The sequence below is a fragment of the Pseudomonas parasichuanensis genome (assembly GCF_021601385.1).
Lineage (GTDB): Bacteria > Pseudomonadota > Gammaproteobacteria > Pseudomonadales > Pseudomonadaceae > Aquipseudomonas > Aquipseudomonas parasichuanensis.
On the sequence record NZ_BQHO01000029.1, the window covers coordinates 67,631 to 84,050 of the forward strand.

General features: G+C 64.0%; 14 protein-coding genes. 7 read left to right on the forward strand and 7 right to left on the reverse strand.

Annotated elements, in window-relative coordinates; translation table 11 throughout:
* Nucleotides 1-4: 4 nt before the first annotated feature.
* A complete protein-coding gene (locus L6D77_RS20755; protein WP_232881616.1) occupies nucleotides 5-589 on the reverse strand; it encodes a LysE family translocator in 585 nt (194 codons plus the stop codon).
* 260 nt (nucleotides 590-849) lie between these two features.
* Here L6D77_RS20755 and L6D77_RS20760 point away from each other — a divergent pair, with 260 nt between their 5' ends.
* Nucleotides 850-2,421 (forward strand): TerC family protein, encoded by a 1,572-nt coding sequence (locus L6D77_RS20760; RefSeq protein WP_232881614.1) that lies wholly within the window; start codon nucleotides 850-852, stop codon nucleotides 2,419-2,421.
* Here the strand turns inward: L6D77_RS20760 and rarD are convergent.
* Nucleotides 2,384-3,271, reverse strand: coding sequence for an EamA family transporter RarD (rarD, locus tag L6D77_RS20765; protein WP_232881613.1), 888 nt, complete (start codon nucleotides 3,269-3,271; stop codon nucleotides 2,384-2,386). The two genes, L6D77_RS20760 and rarD, sit on opposite strands and share 38 nt — an antisense overlap.
* A 32-nt stretch (nucleotides 3,272-3,303) precedes the next feature.
* Nucleotides 3,304-4,890, reverse strand: a complete 1,587-nt coding sequence (locus L6D77_RS20770) for an EAL domain-containing protein (protein WP_232881611.1) — start codon at nucleotides 4,888-4,890, stop codon at nucleotides 3,304-3,306.
* Nucleotides 4,891-5,205: 315 nt separating this feature from the next.
* Here L6D77_RS20770 and hppD point away from each other — a divergent pair, with 315 nt between their 5' ends.
* Nucleotides 5,206-6,282, forward strand: a complete 1,077-nt coding sequence (gene hppD / locus L6D77_RS20775) for a 4-hydroxyphenylpyruvate dioxygenase (protein WP_232881609.1) — start codon at nucleotides 5,206-5,208, stop codon at nucleotides 6,280-6,282.
* A 70-nt stretch (nucleotides 6,283-6,352) separates the two neighbouring features.
* Here the strand turns inward: hppD and L6D77_RS20780 are convergent, their stop codons facing one another.
* Entirely contained in the window at nucleotides 6,353-7,048 is a 696-nt protein-coding gene (locus L6D77_RS20780; RefSeq protein ID WP_232881607.1) for a type 1 glutamine amidotransferase domain-containing protein, read from the reverse strand.
* A 143-nt stretch (nucleotides 7,049-7,191) separates the two neighbouring features.
* Between L6D77_RS20780 and L6D77_RS20785 the strand changes: the two genes are divergently transcribed.
* Both L6D77_RS20785 and L6D77_RS20790 read left to right on the forward strand, forming a co-directional pair.
* Nucleotides 7,192-7,635, forward strand: a complete 444-nt coding sequence (locus tag L6D77_RS20785) for a nucleoside deaminase (protein WP_232881764.1) — start codon at nucleotides 7,192-7,194, stop codon at nucleotides 7,633-7,635.
* A 25-nt stretch (nucleotides 7,636-7,660) separates the two neighbouring features.
* On the forward strand, nucleotides 7,661-9,676 hold the full coding sequence (locus L6D77_RS20790; protein WP_232881606.1) for a hybrid sensor histidine kinase/response regulator: 2,016 nt from the start codon (nucleotides 7,661-7,663) through the stop codon (nucleotides 9,674-9,676).
* A 6-nt stretch (nucleotides 9,677-9,682) separates the two neighbouring features.
* On the opposite strand, the gene L6D77_RS20795 is transcribed toward L6D77_RS20790, so the two are convergent.
* Both L6D77_RS20795 and L6D77_RS20800 read right to left on the reverse strand, forming a co-directional pair.
* A complete protein-coding gene (locus L6D77_RS20795; protein WP_232881604.1) occupies nucleotides 9,683-11,263 on the reverse strand; it encodes a response regulator in 1,581 nt (526 codons plus the stop codon).
* Nucleotides 11,264-11,371: 108 nt separating this feature from the next.
* Nucleotides 11,372-12,427: a tetratricopeptide repeat protein gene (locus L6D77_RS20800; protein ID WP_232881602.1), complete on the reverse strand. Its 1,056-nt coding sequence runs from the start codon at nucleotides 12,425-12,427 to the stop codon at nucleotides 11,372-11,374.
* A gap of 112 nt (nucleotides 12,428-12,539) precedes the next feature.
* Here L6D77_RS20800 and hisN point away from each other — a divergent pair, with 112 nt between their 5' ends.
* The 3 genes from hisN to L6D77_RS20815 all read left to right on the forward strand — a co-directional run bounded on the left by hisN (nucleotide 12,540) and on the right by L6D77_RS20815 (nucleotide 15,357).
* Nucleotides 12,540-13,331, forward strand: coding sequence for a histidinol-phosphatase (gene hisN, locus L6D77_RS20805; protein ID WP_232881601.1), 792 nt, complete (start codon nucleotides 12,540-12,542; stop codon nucleotides 13,329-13,331).
* Nucleotides 13,332-13,448: 117 nt separating this feature from the next.
* On the forward strand, nucleotides 13,449-14,162 hold the full coding sequence (locus L6D77_RS20810) for a hypothetical protein (RefSeq protein ID WP_232881589.1): 714 nt from the start codon (nucleotides 13,449-13,451) through the stop codon (nucleotides 14,160-14,162).
* A 238-nt stretch (nucleotides 14,163-14,400) separates the two neighbouring features.
* Nucleotides 14,401-15,357 (forward strand): AraC family transcriptional regulator, encoded by a 957-nt coding sequence (locus tag L6D77_RS20815; RefSeq protein WP_232881587.1) that lies wholly within the window; start codon nucleotides 14,401-14,403, stop codon nucleotides 15,355-15,357.
* A gap of 45 nt (nucleotides 15,358-15,402) precedes the next feature.
* Here the strand turns inward: L6D77_RS20815 and L6D77_RS20820 are convergent, their stop codons facing one another.
* Entirely contained in the window at nucleotides 15,403-16,101 is a 699-nt protein-coding gene (locus L6D77_RS20820) for a pirin family protein (RefSeq protein ID WP_232881586.1), read from the reverse strand.
* Nucleotides 16,102-16,420: the final 319 nt, after the last annotated feature.

The following is a 16,420-nucleotide window of genomic DNA, read 5'->3' on the forward strand; positions in this document are numbered from 1 at the left end:
AGCTTCAGGCAATCAGCAGATACCCCGCGCTCGCCACCAACAACACCGCCAACCCGCGATTGAACAAGCGCAACCGCCTCGGCTCCCCCAGATACTGCCGAATCACACTCCCGGCCCACGCCCAGCTGGCCACCGAGACGAAACAGATCGGCCCATAGATCCAGGTGAACAGCCACAACAGATGCTGCTCGCCAGCGGTATAGGCACCCACCCCGGCCACTGCTGCCAGCCACGCCTTGGGGCTCAACCACTGCATGGCCGCGCCATGCCAGGCAGTGGGTGCCTGATGCTCGCCGTCGGCTTGCAGTTGGCCATCGTCACTGGCCAGCTTCCAGGCCATGTACAGCAGAAACAGCACGCCGCCCCACAGCAACAGGTGCGCAAGCCACGGCCAGCGCAGCAGCAGTTCATGCAGGCCCAGGCCGGTGAGCACCAGCAGCAGGCAGAAGCCCAGGGTGGCGCCGGCGGCGTGCCCGAGGCTGGCGCGCAGGCCGTGGCGGGCGCCACTGCCCAGCGCCACGATATTGACCGGGCCAGGGGAAATGGAGGCCGCCAGGGCGAAGGCGGCCATGGACAGGGACAAGCTCATGGGCAGATTCCTTGTAACGATGGAGTGCCGCCATGATCGACGACAGGTAGCGCGCAGGTATTGAACAAAAATGCCCAAGGTCTCTGTTACAGATTTTGTAATAGTTTCGCGCTGTGGGAAAAAGCTGCTTCGATTGTAGGATCGTCATCCCTTTTTCTGATCAAGGTCTATATGAGCACCTTCGCGGAGCCCCCCAGTTTCCGGCCTTCCCGGCCATCCTTCCCCCGTCCCCGTGACGCCGCCCTTGTGAGTACCCGCTAATGGAATGGCTAGCCGACCCCACGGCCTGGCTGGGCCTGCTGACGCTTATCGTCCTCGAGCTGGTGCTGGGTATCGACAACCTGGTGTTCATCGCCATCCTCGCCGACAAATTGCCGCCCCATCAGCGCGACCGCGCGCGGGTGATCGGCCTGTCGTTGGCACTGATCATGCGCCTTGGCCTGTTGGCCAGCATCTCGTGGATGGTCACCCTGACCGCCCCGCTGATCGAGGTGTTCGGCAAGACCTTCTCTGGCCGTGACCTGATCATGCTGTTCGGTGGTGTGTTCCTGTTGTTCAAGGCCACCATGGAGCTGCACGAAAGGCTGGAGGGCCATGTCGCCCAGTCTGGCGGTGTGACGCGGCATGCGGCGTTCTGGCCGATCGTCGCGCAGATCGTGGTGCTCGATGCGGTGTTCTCGCTGGATGCGGTGATTACCGCGGTGGGTATGGTCGAACACCTGTCGGTGATGATGATCGCGGTGATCTTCTCGATCGGCATCATGATCGTCGCCAGCAAGCCGCTGACCCGCTTCGTCAACGCTCACCCGACAGTGATCATGCTGTGCCTGGGCTTCCTGATGATGATCGGCTTCAGCCTCACCGCCGAAGGCCTGGGCTTCCATATCCCCAAAGGCTACCTGTACGCGGCCATCGGCTTCTCGCTGCTGATCGAGCTGTTCAACCAGCTGGCCCGCGCCCGCCGCAAGCGCAGTGTGCAACAGCACCGACCGTTGCGTGAGCGTACCGCCCATGCCGTGCTGCGCCTGATGGGCGGGCGCCGGGTGGAGGCTGACGAGGTGGGCGAGGAGATCGCCGACCTGGTCGAGGACGGTAGCGAGCAAGTGGTCTTCGACCGTCGCGAGCGGGTGATGATCAGCGGCGTGCTGAACCTGGCCGAACGGCCGATCCGCACGGTGATGACGGTGCGTGCCAAGGTCGATGCCATCGACCTGGCGCAACCGGCCGAGGTGATCACCCAGGCGTTGATCAACTCGTCCTACTCGCGCCTGCCGCTGATCCGCGGCGGCCGCATCGAGGAACCGCTGGGCTTCGTGCACAAGAAGGAACTGCTCAAGGAGCTTCTGGCCGGCAACGAGCCAGACCTTGAGGCCCTGGCCAGGGCGCCGTTGAATCTGTTGGAGAGCTTCAGCATCCTCAATGCCCTGGAGCAGATGCGTGGGCAGTCGACGCACATTGCCTTCGTGGTCAACGAGTTCGGTGATTTCACCGGTGTGCTGACCATGACCGACATCCTCGAGTCGATTGCCGGCGAGCTGCCCGACGCCAGCGAGGTCGAAGGCCCGGGCGTGGTGGAAGAGGCGGATGGTTTCGTCGTCAGCGGCGCCCTGAACCTGGCCCAGGTGCAGGCGCGTACCGGTTTCGCGGCCCGCGCCACCGAGGACTACCAGACCCTCGCGGGCCTGGTGATGAGCCTGCTCGACCGTCTGCCAGTGGTCGGTGACCATCTGCAGTGGAATGGCTGGAGCATGACCGTGGTGGCGGTGGAGGAGCGCCGGGTACGCCAGGTGCGCCTTACACCGAGCGCCGACGCTGACGCAGCAGGTGCTTGAAACCTTCAAGCACCAGCACCAGCACCGCGGCCCAGATCGGCAGGTAGGTCAACCACTGGTCGGGGCCGATGGTTTCGCCCAGCAGCAGGGCGACGCCCACCAGCAGTACCGGCTCGACGTAGCTGAGCAGGCCGAACAGGCTGAACGGCAGCATGCGGCTGGCCAGTACGTAGGCGATCAGGGCACTGGCGCTGATCGCCCCGAGCAGTGGGATCAGCCAGTACAGGTTCTGGTGTAGCGCCAGGTCCGCGGCCGACAACGGGCCCTGGATCACGAAGTACAGGGCCCACGGCAGCAGCAGGCACATGTCGTACCACAGGCCGCCCAGGTGGTCGGTGCGGCAGCGTCGGCGCAAGACGAAATAGATCGGGTAGCCGACGGTCACCAGAATGGTCTCCCAGGCAAAGCTGCCGTTCTGGTACAGCTCGTGGCCCACTCCCAGGGCCGCGCAGCTGACCGCCACCTTTTGCAGGCGCGACAGGCGTTCGCCGTACACCAGGCGGCCGGTCAGCACCATCGCCAGTGGCAGCAGGAAGTAACCCATCGACACTTCCAGGCTGCGCCCGTGCAGTGGCGCCCAGAGGAACAGCCACAACTGCACCCCCATCAACCATGAAGTACCGACCATGCCCAGTAGCAGCAGGGGGGTGTGGCGAACCCGCGCAAGCAATTCGCCAACCCGTTTCCAGTCTTTGGATATCAACATGAACAGCGTCAGGCAGGGCAGCGTCAGCAGGGTGCGCCAGCCGAAGATTTCCTCGCCGTCGAGCGGCGTGAGGAAGGAGGTATAGAAATACATCACGGCGAACAGACAGGACGCCATGACCGATGAAACGATGCCTTTTGACACGAATGCCTCGAAAAACGGGAAGGGTGGGCGGATCAGTCGCGCATGATCTCAGGGGGCGCGTCTTGCAGCAACCGCAGGCTGCCCGGGCGTGTGGCCAAGGCAATGAGCAGCTCGGCGCTGGGCATTGGTCTGGCGAACAGATAACCCTGCTGAAAGTCCACCCCGTGGCGCTCCAGGTAGTCGCGTTGCACCACGGTTTCCACGCCTTCGGCGACGATGCCCAGCCCCAGCTTGGCCGACAGTTCGATGATGGTGTCGAGGATATGTTGCGACAGCGCATCGCCGCCGATCATGGCGACGAAGCTCTGGTCGATCTTCAGGTAGTCGACCTTGAACTGACGCAGGTAGTTGAGGCTGGACTGGCCCGTGCCGAAGTCGTCGAGGGCGATCATGACCCCCATGTCGTGCAGCTTTTCGAACAGCTCCAGGGTGACCGGGGTGGGTTCGATCAGTTTGCGCTCGGTCAACTCGAGGGTAAGCACCACACGCCCGGGCGGGAAGTGCTGGAGAAAGGTGCGGCAATCATCGAGCAGGCCAAGGTCGCGGCAATGATCGGCGGTGATGTTGATGCCCACGTGGAAGCCGTCGCTCAGCAGCGCCACGTGGGGTGCCAGGGCTTGTGCCGTATTGAACATCAGGGCGCGGGTCATGGCGACGATCTGCCCGCTGTGTTCGGCATAGGGGATGAACAGGTCCGGGCGAACCAGGCCCTCGCGCGGATGCTGCCAGCGCATCAGCACTTCGACCCCGGCCCAGTGATAGTCGCCTTTGCGCACCACCGGCTGGAAGTACGGCAGGAACTCGCCGGCTTCGAGCGCACGGTCGAGTTCGGCGCGGGGCGAGGTGGCGCGGCGCACTTGCCAGCGGCAGACGCTGCCAGCGACCACGCCGAGCACCAGCAGCAGGCTGAGCAGGGCTGGGTAGCGTGAGCGCATGACCTCGCCCAGCTTGCCTGAGGCGTAGCCGCCCTGCACGCTGAACGGGTAGCGTGTCGAAGAGAAGGTGACGGGGGCGCTGGCCGCGACCGGCGGTATGCCTTCGTGCACCAGGCCATCCTGGCTCATCCAGTGACTGCCCACCCGCACCAACAGCTCGTCATCCTGAGCGATCAGGCGCAGGGCCGTCAGCAGGTGGCTGCCGTCCACCGTGGCGATTGCCCCGCGATCACCCTGGCTGACTCGGTAAACCAGCAGTGGATGGCCCGGCGTGACGGAGTTGCCGTCCATCAGCCAGAGCTGCCCGTCGGTATAGTCACGCGCATCCACCGGCTCGTCGAAATTGCCAAACAGCGAAGTGCAATACAGGTTGTTGCGGTCGAACAGGCTGGTGGAGCGCACGAACGCATTGCGCGTGACTGCTATGCGCAGTGCCAGCTGCACCTGTTCGCAGGGCTGGCCGGCCTTGGGTAGGAGGTCGTTCGCGGCACTGGACAGGCTGTCTAGAATCATCTCGATGTGCCCAACCACTTCGCGCGCGGTGGCCAGGCTGTTGGCCTGCAACTCGCGCTCGGTCTGCCAGCGGGTCACAGCCAGCCCGCAGACCAGCGGCAGCACCCCGACGACCCAGGGCAGCAGAGTGCGCCAGCTCCAGCGGGCAGGGCGTTTGGTGGTCAGGGGCATGCGTAGGCGAACCGGGTGGCGGACGGGTGTGTCAGTGCCTAGGATAGCCGTTTGTCGGCGAGGCCTACCAACTAAAGCGCGACAAACAAATTTACGCAATGTAGAATCGCGTTACGAATACAACAATAAGATCTTCCGCCAACCGGAGGATCAAGCCCGCCGAGAATGGGTCCCCATGACAAACCCTGCATTCAAGCTGATCATTGGTGCCTACCTGGCCCGCAGCGTGCGCGGCATCCCCTGTTCGCCTCCTGTTCCGTTCGCCATCGCAAGCCAGTAACCCAACCGTTTTTTGCTGCAGATGAGGACACGAACATGGCAGATATCTTCGAAAACCCGATGGGCCTTGAAGGCTTTGAATTCATCGAGCTCGCCTCGCCGACTCCTGGCGTGCTGGAGCCGGTCTTCCAGATCCTCGGTTTCACCAAGGTGGCGACCCACCGCTCCAAGAATGTGCACCTGTACCGCCAGGGTGGCATCAACCTGATCCTCAACAACGAACCCAAAAGCGCCGCCTCCTACTTCGCCGCCGAGCATGGCCCGTCGGTGTGTGGCATGGCCTTCCGCGTGCGCAACGCCCATGAAGCCTATGCCCGCGCCCTGGAGCTGGGTGCCCAGCCGGTTGAGATCGAGACTGGCCCGATGGAGCTGCGTCTGCCGGCGATCAAGGGTATCGGTGGCGCGCCGCTGTACCTGATCGACCGTTATGAAGAAGGCAGCTCGATCTACGACATCGATTTCAAGTTCATCGACGGCGTGGATCGCAACCCGGTTGGTGCGGGCCTTAAGATCATCGACCACCTCACCCACAACGTGTATCGCGGGCGCATGGCCTACTGGGCCGGCTTCTACGAGAAGCTGTTCAATTTCCGCGAGATCCGCTACTTCGACATCAAGGGCGAGTACACCGGCCTGACCTCCAAGGCGATGACCGCGCCCGACGGCATGATCCGCATCCCGCTCAACGAAGAGTCGTCCAAGGGCGCGGGGCAGATCGAAGAGTTCCTGATGCAGTTCAACGGCGAGGGCATCCAGCACGTGGCCTTCCTCACCGACGACCTGCTCAAGACCTGGGATGCCCTCAAGGGCTTCGGCATGCGCTTCATGACCGCACCGCCGCAGACTTACTACGAAATGCTCGAGGAGCGCCTGCCGGGTCACGGCGAGCCGGTCGACCAGTTGCAGTCGCGTGGCATCCTGCTGGACGGTGCTTCCGAGGCGGGCGACAAGCGCCTGCTGCTGCAGATCTTCTCGGAAACCCTGTTGGGCCCGGTGTTCTTCGAGTTCATCCAGCGCAAGGGTGACGACGGCTTCGGCGAGGGCAACTTCAAGGCACTGTTCGAGTCCATCGAGCGTGACCAGGTGCGTCGCGGCGTGCTGAACGCCGAGTAATCAACTCAGCGCAGTCAATCGCGGGGCAAGTCGCATCGGTGTACCGATCCGACTTGCCCCGCGATGCTTTTCAGCCAGCCTTGCGTTTGGCCAGGCACTTGAGCACCGCCTGCGCTACCCCAGCAGTGGACGCTGGGTTCTGCCCGGTGATCAGGCTGCCGTCCTCAACCACGAAGGGCGCCCACGGGTCTTCCGCCTTCTGGTACTCGCCACCCCGTGCACCCAGTTCGTTCTCGGTGAGGAAGGGCACCTCCTTGTCCAGCTCTGCCAGTTTCTCTTCGATATTGGAGAAACCGGTCACGCTTCGCCCTCTGAGCAACAGGGTGTTGTCGCTGAGCTTTATATTCAGCAACCCCACGGCACCCTGGCAGACTGAAGCTACGACCCCGCCAGCTTCGTAAATACGCCGCGCCAGGTCCTGCAGCGGCTGGTTATCGGGGAAGTCCCACATCACGCCATGGCCACCGGTGTAATAAATGGCACTGTACTGCTCGGCCTTGACCTCGCCGGGGCTGAGGGTCGCGCCAAGGCGCTTCATGAAGGCCTTGTCGTCGTACCATCGCCAGTCCAGGTCCGGGGCCATCTGCAGGCTGTGCGGGTCGATCGGCACATAGCCGCCTGCCGGGCTGACATAGTCGACCGTGAAGCCTGCCTGCTGCACGGGGGCGACGAAGTGCACGGCTTCACCCAGCCACAAGCCCGTGGCGCGTTTGATGTTGGGGTACTTGGCGGTATTGGTCAGCACGACCAGGATCTTCTTGTTCATGTGCGCATGCCCATCCAACCCAAGGGGGCCGGTTACCCGGCAAAGGGAAAAACCCTCTCAGCATAGCCGTCGCTGCGCGTGGCGCCATGGCCGGCTGGCGTTGTGCTAGTCTCGAGCGAATCATGCGCAGCAAGGAAGTCATCATGACAACGGACAGGTTCATGCAAGCGGCCATCGACGAAGCCCGCAAGGGGCTCGAGGAAGGCGGCATACCCATTGGCTCGGTGCTGGTGCACGACGGCAAGATCATTGGCCGTGGCCACAACCGCCGGGTGCAACAAGGCAGCGCCATCCTGCACGGCGAAATGGATGCACTGGAAAACGCAGGGCGCCAACCGGCCAGTGTCTACCGGGAAGCCACCCTCTATACCACCTTGTCGCCCTGTGCCATGTGCAGCGGCGCGATTCTGCTGTATGGCATAAAACAGGTGATCATCGGCGAAAACACCACTTTTCTTGGTGAAGAAGAGTTGCTGGCGAGCCGAGGCGTAGAACTGGACGTGCGCCACGACAAAGACTGCAAAAAGATGATGCGTGATTTCATCGAGGCGAAGCCGCAACTGTGGAATGAAGACATTGGCCGCTGACCACTCTGAGCAAGGGGCCGCGCAGATGATTCACCTGGCGCCCGTTTCGAGCGCCCGGGCAGAGGGCGGCGAGCAGATCAGCAGCTTCAACTGGGGGGCAACGCCCTTGGGGCCCCTGACACGATGGCCCCCAGCCTTGCGCATTGCCGTGGACATGTTGCTGCTGTCCGCCTACCCCTGTGCGCTGGTCTGGGGCCCGGGGCTGACGGTGATCCACAACCCAGCCTATCCAGTGCCACCGAGCGGGCGTTCACATGCCCTGGGTGACAGTTTCGACGCACTTTGGGCAACGGCCTGGGACGATATGGGGGCCGCTGTTTTCCAGGCGCTTGAAGGGCAGGGCAGCTTCAGCGAGAACACCCTCTTGACGGTCGAGCGGCAAGGGCGCAAGGAACAAGCGTGGTTCACCTGCTGCTACTCGCCGATCCGCGACGACCAGGGCGCGGTGGCGGGTTTCCTGCACGCGCTGATCGAAACCACCGCCAGTGTCGAAAGCACGCGCGAATGGCGCGAACTGGCTCAATCATTCGAAGCGCAGCTCTCGCTCTACATGGCCGAGAGTGAACATACCTGGCAGTTGTCGCCTGATGTGATGCTGATGCTCGACGCCCAGTTGCACGTGCGCATGGCCAACCCGGCCTGGCACCGGTTGTCGGGTTTGACGGATGAGCAGCAAACGCCGGTAGCGCTGCTGGAGTTGATCCACCCGGCCGAGCGTACCGAGGCCAGGCTGGCCCTGATGGCGCTGATGCAGGGGCATGACACCCCGGCCTTCGAGGCCCGCATGCGTCACGCTGAAGGGCACTACTGCTGGCTGCGTTGGCATGCTGTGCCGGGCCAGGCGCTGCCAATGCTGATTGGTCGCAGCATCAGCGAAGAGCGCCAATCCGTTCAGCGCATGGCGCAAGCGGCGGTACGTGACAGCCAGCGCATGGAATCGGTGGTCAAGGTGGCGGGCGGCCTGGCCCATGAAATGAACAACGTCCTGTCGGGGGTGGGCAGCAGCCTGGAATTGCTTGAGCGGCGCCTGGCCCAGGGCCGGCTTGAGCGCTTGGACAGCTACGTGCAGATGGCCCGCGAATGCGCCCAGCGGGCCATCGGCCTGACCCAGAACTTGCTGGCGTTCGCCCGCAGCCAGCCGTTGTCGCCCAACCCGCTGGATATCAACCAGCTGATCCGCGAAGCGCAACCGATGCTGGAGCAGTGCGTCGGCGCCGAGATGCACCTGAACTGGCAGTTGGACATCGCACCCTGGCCTGTTCAGCTGGACCCCGACCAACTGCGCAACGCCATGCTGCACCTGTGTGCCAATGCGCGCGACGCTTGCCTTGGTCGTGGCCACCTGTCGATCCGTACCAGCAATGAGCGCTTGGCCGATGCGACGGGTGAACTGCCGGCGGGTGACTATGTCATGGTCCAGGTCGAGGATGACGGCCATGGCATGTCGGCAGACGATGCGGCGCGTGCTTTCGAGCCGTTTTTTACCACCAAGCCCCTCGGGCAGGGCTCGGGCCTGGGGTTACCCATGGTGCATGGCTTCGTGCGCCAGTCCGGTGGCCAGGTCTGGATAGAGTCGAAGTTGCAGCAGGGCACTCAAATCGTGCTGATGTTTCCTCGTTATTCGGGTAGCCAGCCGATACCCGTAGCCTCGCCGATCACACTGGAGGCAAGGCATGGCGAGCGTGTGCTGCTGATCGATGACGAGCTAAACCTGCGCGGTTTGATCAAGGAAATACTGGTAGACCGCGGTTTCGAGGTGTGCGATGTGACCGACGCCAATACCGCGCTGGGGCAGTACCGTCATGCTGGCCCATTCGATCTGGTGATCACCGACATCGGCTTGCCGGGCGGCTTCAACGGGCGTCAGGTAGCCAGGGCGCTGCGCATGATCAATCCCGAACAGAAAATCCTGTTCATCACTGGTTTCACCGAGGACCCGGTGGATCAACACCTGCTCGACGAGCCCGGTACGGCCTTGCTGCTCAAACCATTCACGCTGGAAAGCCTGGTGACGCAAGTTAACCGCATGCTGCAGGCCTGATCCTTCTCAGGGCGCCACCAGCATCCGCGCGACCTGCTTGCGCAGCTGCTCCATGGCGAAGGGCTTGCGCAACAACTGCATCCCGGTAGCCAGAAACGCATCCCGAGCCATCGCGGTTTGCGCGAAACCCGTTATGAACAGTACCGGCAGCCCTGGGCGCAAGCGCCGGGCGATTTCCGCCAGTTGCCGGCCGTTCATGCCTGGTAGCCCGACGTCGCTGATCATCAAGCCGAACGGCTGTGCCGAATGCAGCCAACGCAGGGCCTCACTGGCATTTTGCGTAGCACGACAGGGGTAGCCTTCTTCCTCCAGGGTCCGCTCGACCAGCTCGCGCACATCCGGGTCGTCCTCCACCAGCAGGATGTCCTGGCAGTCACTGGCCGGTCGCGGGGGCGCGGTGCCGAGCTGTGGCTGGCTGTCGGTATGACGCGGCAAGTACAGGCGTACCCGGGTTCCTTTGCCGATCTGGCTGTCGAGGGTCAGGTAACCGCGTGACTGCCGGCTGAAACCATAGACCATCGACAGCCCCAGGCCGACACCCTGGCCAGTCGGCTTGGTGGTAAAGAACGGTTCGATGGCATGCTCCAGGGTGGCTTGCGACATCCCCTGGCCGCTGTCGCGGATGCTCAGGCACAGATAGTCTCCGCGTGCCAGCCCGGCGTTGGCGGGCGGGTCGCTGGCGACCTGGACGTTGTCCGCCTCAACGCTCAGCACACCACCGCTGGGCATGGCCTCGCAGGCGTTGCGCAGGAGGTTGTCCAGCGACGCCTGCAACTGCTCGCCATCGGCGTTGGCGACCCACAGCTGTGTGGCAAGGCGCACCTGCAGCTCGATACCTGCACCCAGTTTGGCGGCCAGGGCATCAGGGGTCAGCAGCGCGCGCAGGTCGATGGCCTGGCTTTGCAGTGACTGGCGAGAGGAGAACGCCAACAGCCGATGGGTCAGCATGGCGGCGCGGGCCACGGCCTGCTGGCCCAGGCGCAAGGGGGGCTCCAGGCCCTCGCTGCGGCCCTGGCGCAGGCGTTTGTCGATCAGCTCAAGGCTGCCGCCGATGCTGGTCAGCAAATTGTTGAAGTCGTGGGCGACGCCGCCGGCCAGCTGCCCGATAGCCTCCATCTTGCGTGTCTGCTGCAACGCCTGGTCGTCGGCCTGTTGTTGCCGTGCCAGGGCCTCTAGCTGGTCGCACAGGTCTCGAGCCTGGTATTGCCGGCGGCGAGCACGCAGCGCCCACTGCACCAGGCTCAACAGTAGCTCGTCAGGGTAGGGTGGGGCGAGCGGCAGCAGGTTGCCCAGCACTGCGCAAGTGTCGGCCTCGGCGTGACTGGTGAGCAGCACCACGGGCAGATCGGACCAGCCGGGTTGCTGGGCGAGGTAGCGGTGCAAGGGGGACTGGCGGTCGTGCGGTAGCGCCTGCTCGATCACCACCAGCAACCCTGCGCCCTCGCTGAGCCAGCGGCTCAGCCGCCTCACATCGGCCGTGCGACGGCTGTGAATACCGGCTTGCCTGAGCAAGCGGCAGGTGTTCGTCCCCACCTGGGCAGGCGCCAGGACCAGGGCGCGTTCTTCCACAGCCAGGCATGCGGCCAAGACGGTTCTCCTGTGACGTTGGGCCCACCGTGATGGCGGTACCGCCTTCCTTCTCCTATCACTGGACTCTCGCCGGGGCCCTGGGGTTCAACCGGATTGTCGCAGGTGTCACAGGCCCTGCTGCAGCAGCGGGTCGTCCGGGTTCTGTCGCTCAAGCTCGGCCAGCAGCACCTGGACGTTCTGCAGTTGGCCGGTTTCCTTCCAGTACTCGATCAGCAGCACCCGCGCCCGGCGGTTGGCGGGCTGGCGGCTGAGCAGGGTCTGCAGTTGTTGCTGCGCGGCCTGCACTTGTTCCAGCTGATGCAGGGTGACGGCAAGCGTGTAGCGGTAGTCGCTGTTATCGGGCTCCAGCTCGACCGCCCGCGACAGTGCCAGCAGGGCGTATTCGTGCTGGTCGTGGCGGGTCAGCCACAACCCCAGTTGGTACTGCAGGAAGGCCGAATCCGGGCTGAGCGCCAAGGCCTTGCGCAGCACCTCGCGAGAGGTGTCGTGGCGGCCCTGGCGTTCCAGCAGGCGCACCTGGGTCGCCAGGGCGTCCAGGTTTTCGGGGGCCAGCGCCAGGGCGCGGCCGAGTGCAGCGCCCGCGGCGTCATAGGCCTGCTCGTGCATGTACAGGCGCGCCAGGTGAATCTGTGCGTCGGCGTCGTCGGGTTGTTGTTCGAGGGTTTGCTGGTACTGCTCCAGCGCTTGCTGCAGCGGGCCGAAATACAGGCCGATGGCATCCGGGTCAAGGCCGAGCAGGGCGTCCACCACGGCAAAGCGTACGCTCTGTTCGTCATCGTCAAGCAACGGCCCCAACACCAGGCTGCGCTGGGAGGCCGGCAACAGCCGGCGGATACTGGCGATGGCGGAGCGGCGGACCAGGGGGTCGCCCTGCTCAAGGTCCTGCCTGGCCAGTTTCAGCGCCTGGGGTGACGGGTAGTTGGGCAATTCGGCGTACAGCGCGGCGCGGCGGATCGCCGGCAGGTCGTTGCGCTGCAGTTGCTGGTACAGCACCCGCGCGGCGCCCGGCTGGCCATCATGGGCCTGGCGCAGGGCCTTGGCGTAACTGTGCGGCGGCAGCGTCGGTGGGGTGGATTGCGGAGTACGCCACAGGTAAGCGAGCACGCCTGGCACCAGGATCAGCAGCAACAGGGCGATCAGGATAAGCGGGCGGCGTGGCATCGGGCAGTCCGTGGCGGCGGGAAGCCCAGAGCTTGGGACAGCCGGCCAGTAAATGCAACGGGCGAGGAGTCGGGTATGATGCGCGCCTTTCCCAAGCATTGAGGCCTGATCCATGTCCCTGAGCGCTGAACAGACCGTCGAATTTCGTGCCTTCGCCGAACAGCTGGCCGATGCCGCCGCCGTGGCGATCCAGCCGTACTTTCGCGCCAGCCTTGACGTCGAAGACAAGGGCGGGCGTCTATATGACCCGGTGACCGTGGCCGACAAGGCTGCCGAAGATGCCATGCGCGAGCTGATCCAGGTGCAATACCCGGCACATGGCATCCTCGGCGAGGAGCATGGCGCAGCTGTGGGCAGCAGCCCGCTGACCTGGGTACTCGACCCGATCGACGGCACTCGCGCCTTCATCACCGGGCTGCCGCTGTGGGGCACGCTGATTGCGCTAAACGATGGCACGCGCCCGGTCATCGGGGTGATGAACCAGCCGTTCACCGGCGAGCGTTTCGTCGGCACCCCCGAAGGCGCATGGCGCAGTGGCACGCCCCTGAAAACCCGGGCCTGCGCCGAGCTTTCTGCGGCCACGCTGATGTGCACCACGCCAGACATGTTCGATAGCGCCGCGCGCAAGGCCGCCTTCGAGCAGGTGGCCGGCCAGGCCAGGCTGATGCGCTACGGTGGCGACTGCTATGCCTACTGCATGCTCGCTTCGGGGTTTGTCGACGTGATCGTCGAGGCCAGCCTGCAGCCGTATGACGTGCAGGCGCTGATGCCGATCATCGAGGGTGCCGGCGGGGTGATCACCGCCTGGGATGGCAGCACCGCACAACACGGCGGCTGCGTGGTGGCCTGCGGCGACCCGGCACTGCATGCGCAGGTGGTGGCGATGCTGCGTCACGCCATGTGAGGGCTGCCCGCCATCGCACTTTTTCGCGTTTGCGCGCTCTATGCATGGCCAGGCTACGCCGACCCCCAGCGTAGCCATTGACCAGCTCCGGTGCCGATGGCCGCAAAACGACTCGATATGCTCCCTCGTGGCCTGCTGCTGGCAGGTGCCTTGATTTGCCTGGGGGCGTGCACCCAGCAGCAGGGCCGCGACATGCTCAGCCAGTTCGGCAACGGCAAGCCCGACGAACTGTTCCAGACCAGTGTCGACCGCATGGCCACGCTGTCCATGCGCGACAACCTGCAAAGCCTTTACCTGCTGATGGACAAGCTGTACCTGCGCAACCCCAACCAGTGGAAACAGTCTGGTTATCTCGACGCCACCACCGCTGCCCGGCAGATCCGCATCGCCATCGAGCAGCGCCAGCCCTTGGCTCAGCTCGGCGAACGGCGTGACCTGGCGGCACTGAGTTATGCCCTGAGCCCCGAGTTCAAGGGCGACCGGGTCGGTGCCTTCATCTACGCCATCGGCAGCATGCTGGTCACTGCCCACGGCGGGCGCACTGCGTTCTACATGACCGACACCCTCGACCCGCTGTTCATCAACAACGCCGCGCGCAATATCGAGAAAGCCACCTGGATGCTCGGCCAGCGCCAGGATGCCAACGGCGTGCTGCTGCTGTTCTCCAACGAAATCTCCGAGCAGGGCAGCAACCTGAGCTTTGCCGTGGAGTTCGGCAAGGTGGTCGCGCGCCTCGACCTGCTGGCGCAGATGCTCGACGAACGCTACCGGCGCATCGGGCTCAACTATGCGCAGAGCCTGCTGCTGCTGAATTTCCTGCCGGTGCAATGAGTTGTGCGGTAATCGAACGCCAGGCCTGTGCCAGTGTCCGCTGTCCGCCCGCCGTTTGCCTTGGTCGCATTGCCCTCGATCCTGCTTTTTGCTTAGTGTGACGCTCATCACCCGACCGTCGCCTGCCCCTGCACCCCGATGACGGTTGGATAGAATGACCGTGAACGACCGCAGCCACATGCCCACAAGGCCGTAGGCCGCGGCGCCCATAACAATAACGATGGCGAGTGCCTTGCCCATGGAAAGCCGCCTGTTGAGCGAGCAAAGCTGCGTGTTCCACCGCGCCGACCCGTACGCGGTGTCCGACTACGTCAACCAGCATGTGGGCCAGCACCACATTGGTCTGTCCCGTACCACCCACCCCCAGGCCAGCCTCAGCCACCGCAAGTTCGCCGAGCTGGACCTGTGTCGCATCAGCTATGGCGGCAGTGTGCGGGTGACCTCGCCGGCGCTGGAAACCATCTTCCACCTGCAGGTGCTGCTCAACGGTAACTGCCTGTGGCGCGGCCACCAGCGCGAGCACCACCTGGTACCGGGCGAGCTGCTGCTGATCAACCCGGACGACCCGGTCGACCTGACCTATTCCGATGACTGCGAGAAATTCATCCTCAAGGTGCCGGTGCATCTGCTCGACTCAATCTGTGACGAACAGCGCTGGCAGCGCCCCAGCGGCGGCGTGCGCTTTGTGCGCAACCACTACCGGTTGGAGGAACTGGACGGTTTCCTGAATCTGCTGGGGATGATCTGCAACGAGGCCGAAGTCAGCGATTCGCTGCCCAGGGTACAGGGCCACTACAGCCAGATCGTCGCCAGCAAGCTGCTGACGCTGATGAACACCAACGTGCGCAAGGACTCCCTGGGTGGCACGCAGGCCAGCCTGGAGCGAATCCTTGAGCATATCGACGGCAACCTGAAGCTTGAGTTGGCGGCCGAATCCCTGGCCGAGCAGGCCAACATGAGCCTGCGTTCGTTGTATGGCCTGTTCGACCGACAACTGGGCACCACGCCCAAGCAGTACATCCGACAGCGCAAGCTGGAGCGGGTGAATGCCTGCCTGAGTGACCCGAGCTGCGTCGTGCGCAGCGTCACCGAGCTGGCGCTGGATTACGGTTTCCTGCACCTGGGGCGGTTTGCCGAGAGTTATCGGCAGCGGTTTGGCGAGCTGCCTTCGGAGACCTTCAGGCGCCGGGTTTGATCCGAATAGACAAAGGGCTGCATGGCAGCCCTTTGCGATTTGCACTCACGCCACATCGACCAGGACGATTTCGCTGTCCTCCAGTGCCGTGACCGTCAGCACTGCTTCCTCCTCGATGGCCACGCCATCCCGGGCCTTGGCCTGCAGCCCGTTCACCTCGACCCGCCCCTTGGCCGGCACCAGGTAGCCGCGCCGGCCTTGGTCAAAGCGGTACTCGGCGCTTTCACCAGCATGCAGGGTAGCGGCCACCAGGCGCGCATCGGTGCGAATCTGCAGGCTGTCGCCATCGCCTTCGCGGCCACTGGCCAGGGTCACGAAGCCTTCGCCACGTTCACCTTTGGGGAACGGGCGGGTGCCCCAAGACGGCGCGTCGCCGACCTTTTCCGGAATGATCCAGATCTGGAAGATTCGCGTATCGACCTTCTCCTGGTTGTATTCGCTGTGCACGATGCCGCTGCCGGCACTCATGACCTGCACGTCGCCCGCTTCGGTGCGGCCCTTGTTGCCCAGGCTGTCCTGGTGGGTGATGGCCCCTTCACGGACGTAGGTGATGATCTCCATGTCGCGGTGCGGGTGCGAGGGGAAGCCACTGCCGGCGGCGATCAGGTCGTCGTTCCATACCCGCAGGTTGCCCCAGTGCATGCGCGCCGGGTCGTAGTACTCGGCGAACGAGAAGTGGTGGTGGGCGTCGAGCCAGCCGTGGTTGGCGTGGCCAAGGCTTTCGAAGGGTCGCAGTTGCAGCATGATGGTACTCCTCTGGATTCGCTGGAATGGAGCCATGATGCGCGGTTGAAATATCGAAAAAAAGCGTAAATATCGACTTGTTATTATCAGTTAAATGGATATTTATTGTGCGGCACAACATGCGATTCATCGCCTAATCCACTGATACCAAAGCATTCGCTGGCGCTTTAGGGCGGATGAGGCGAACATGCCCGCTGTTTCGATTTTCAACGGGGTGACCGGGCCCGACGGGCAGCGCCAGGCCCCGGCCATCCTGACCCCGCCCGCGCAGTGGCCCTGGCTGCGCCGCTTGGCCGCGCGCCTGCTTGGCCGGGGCCTC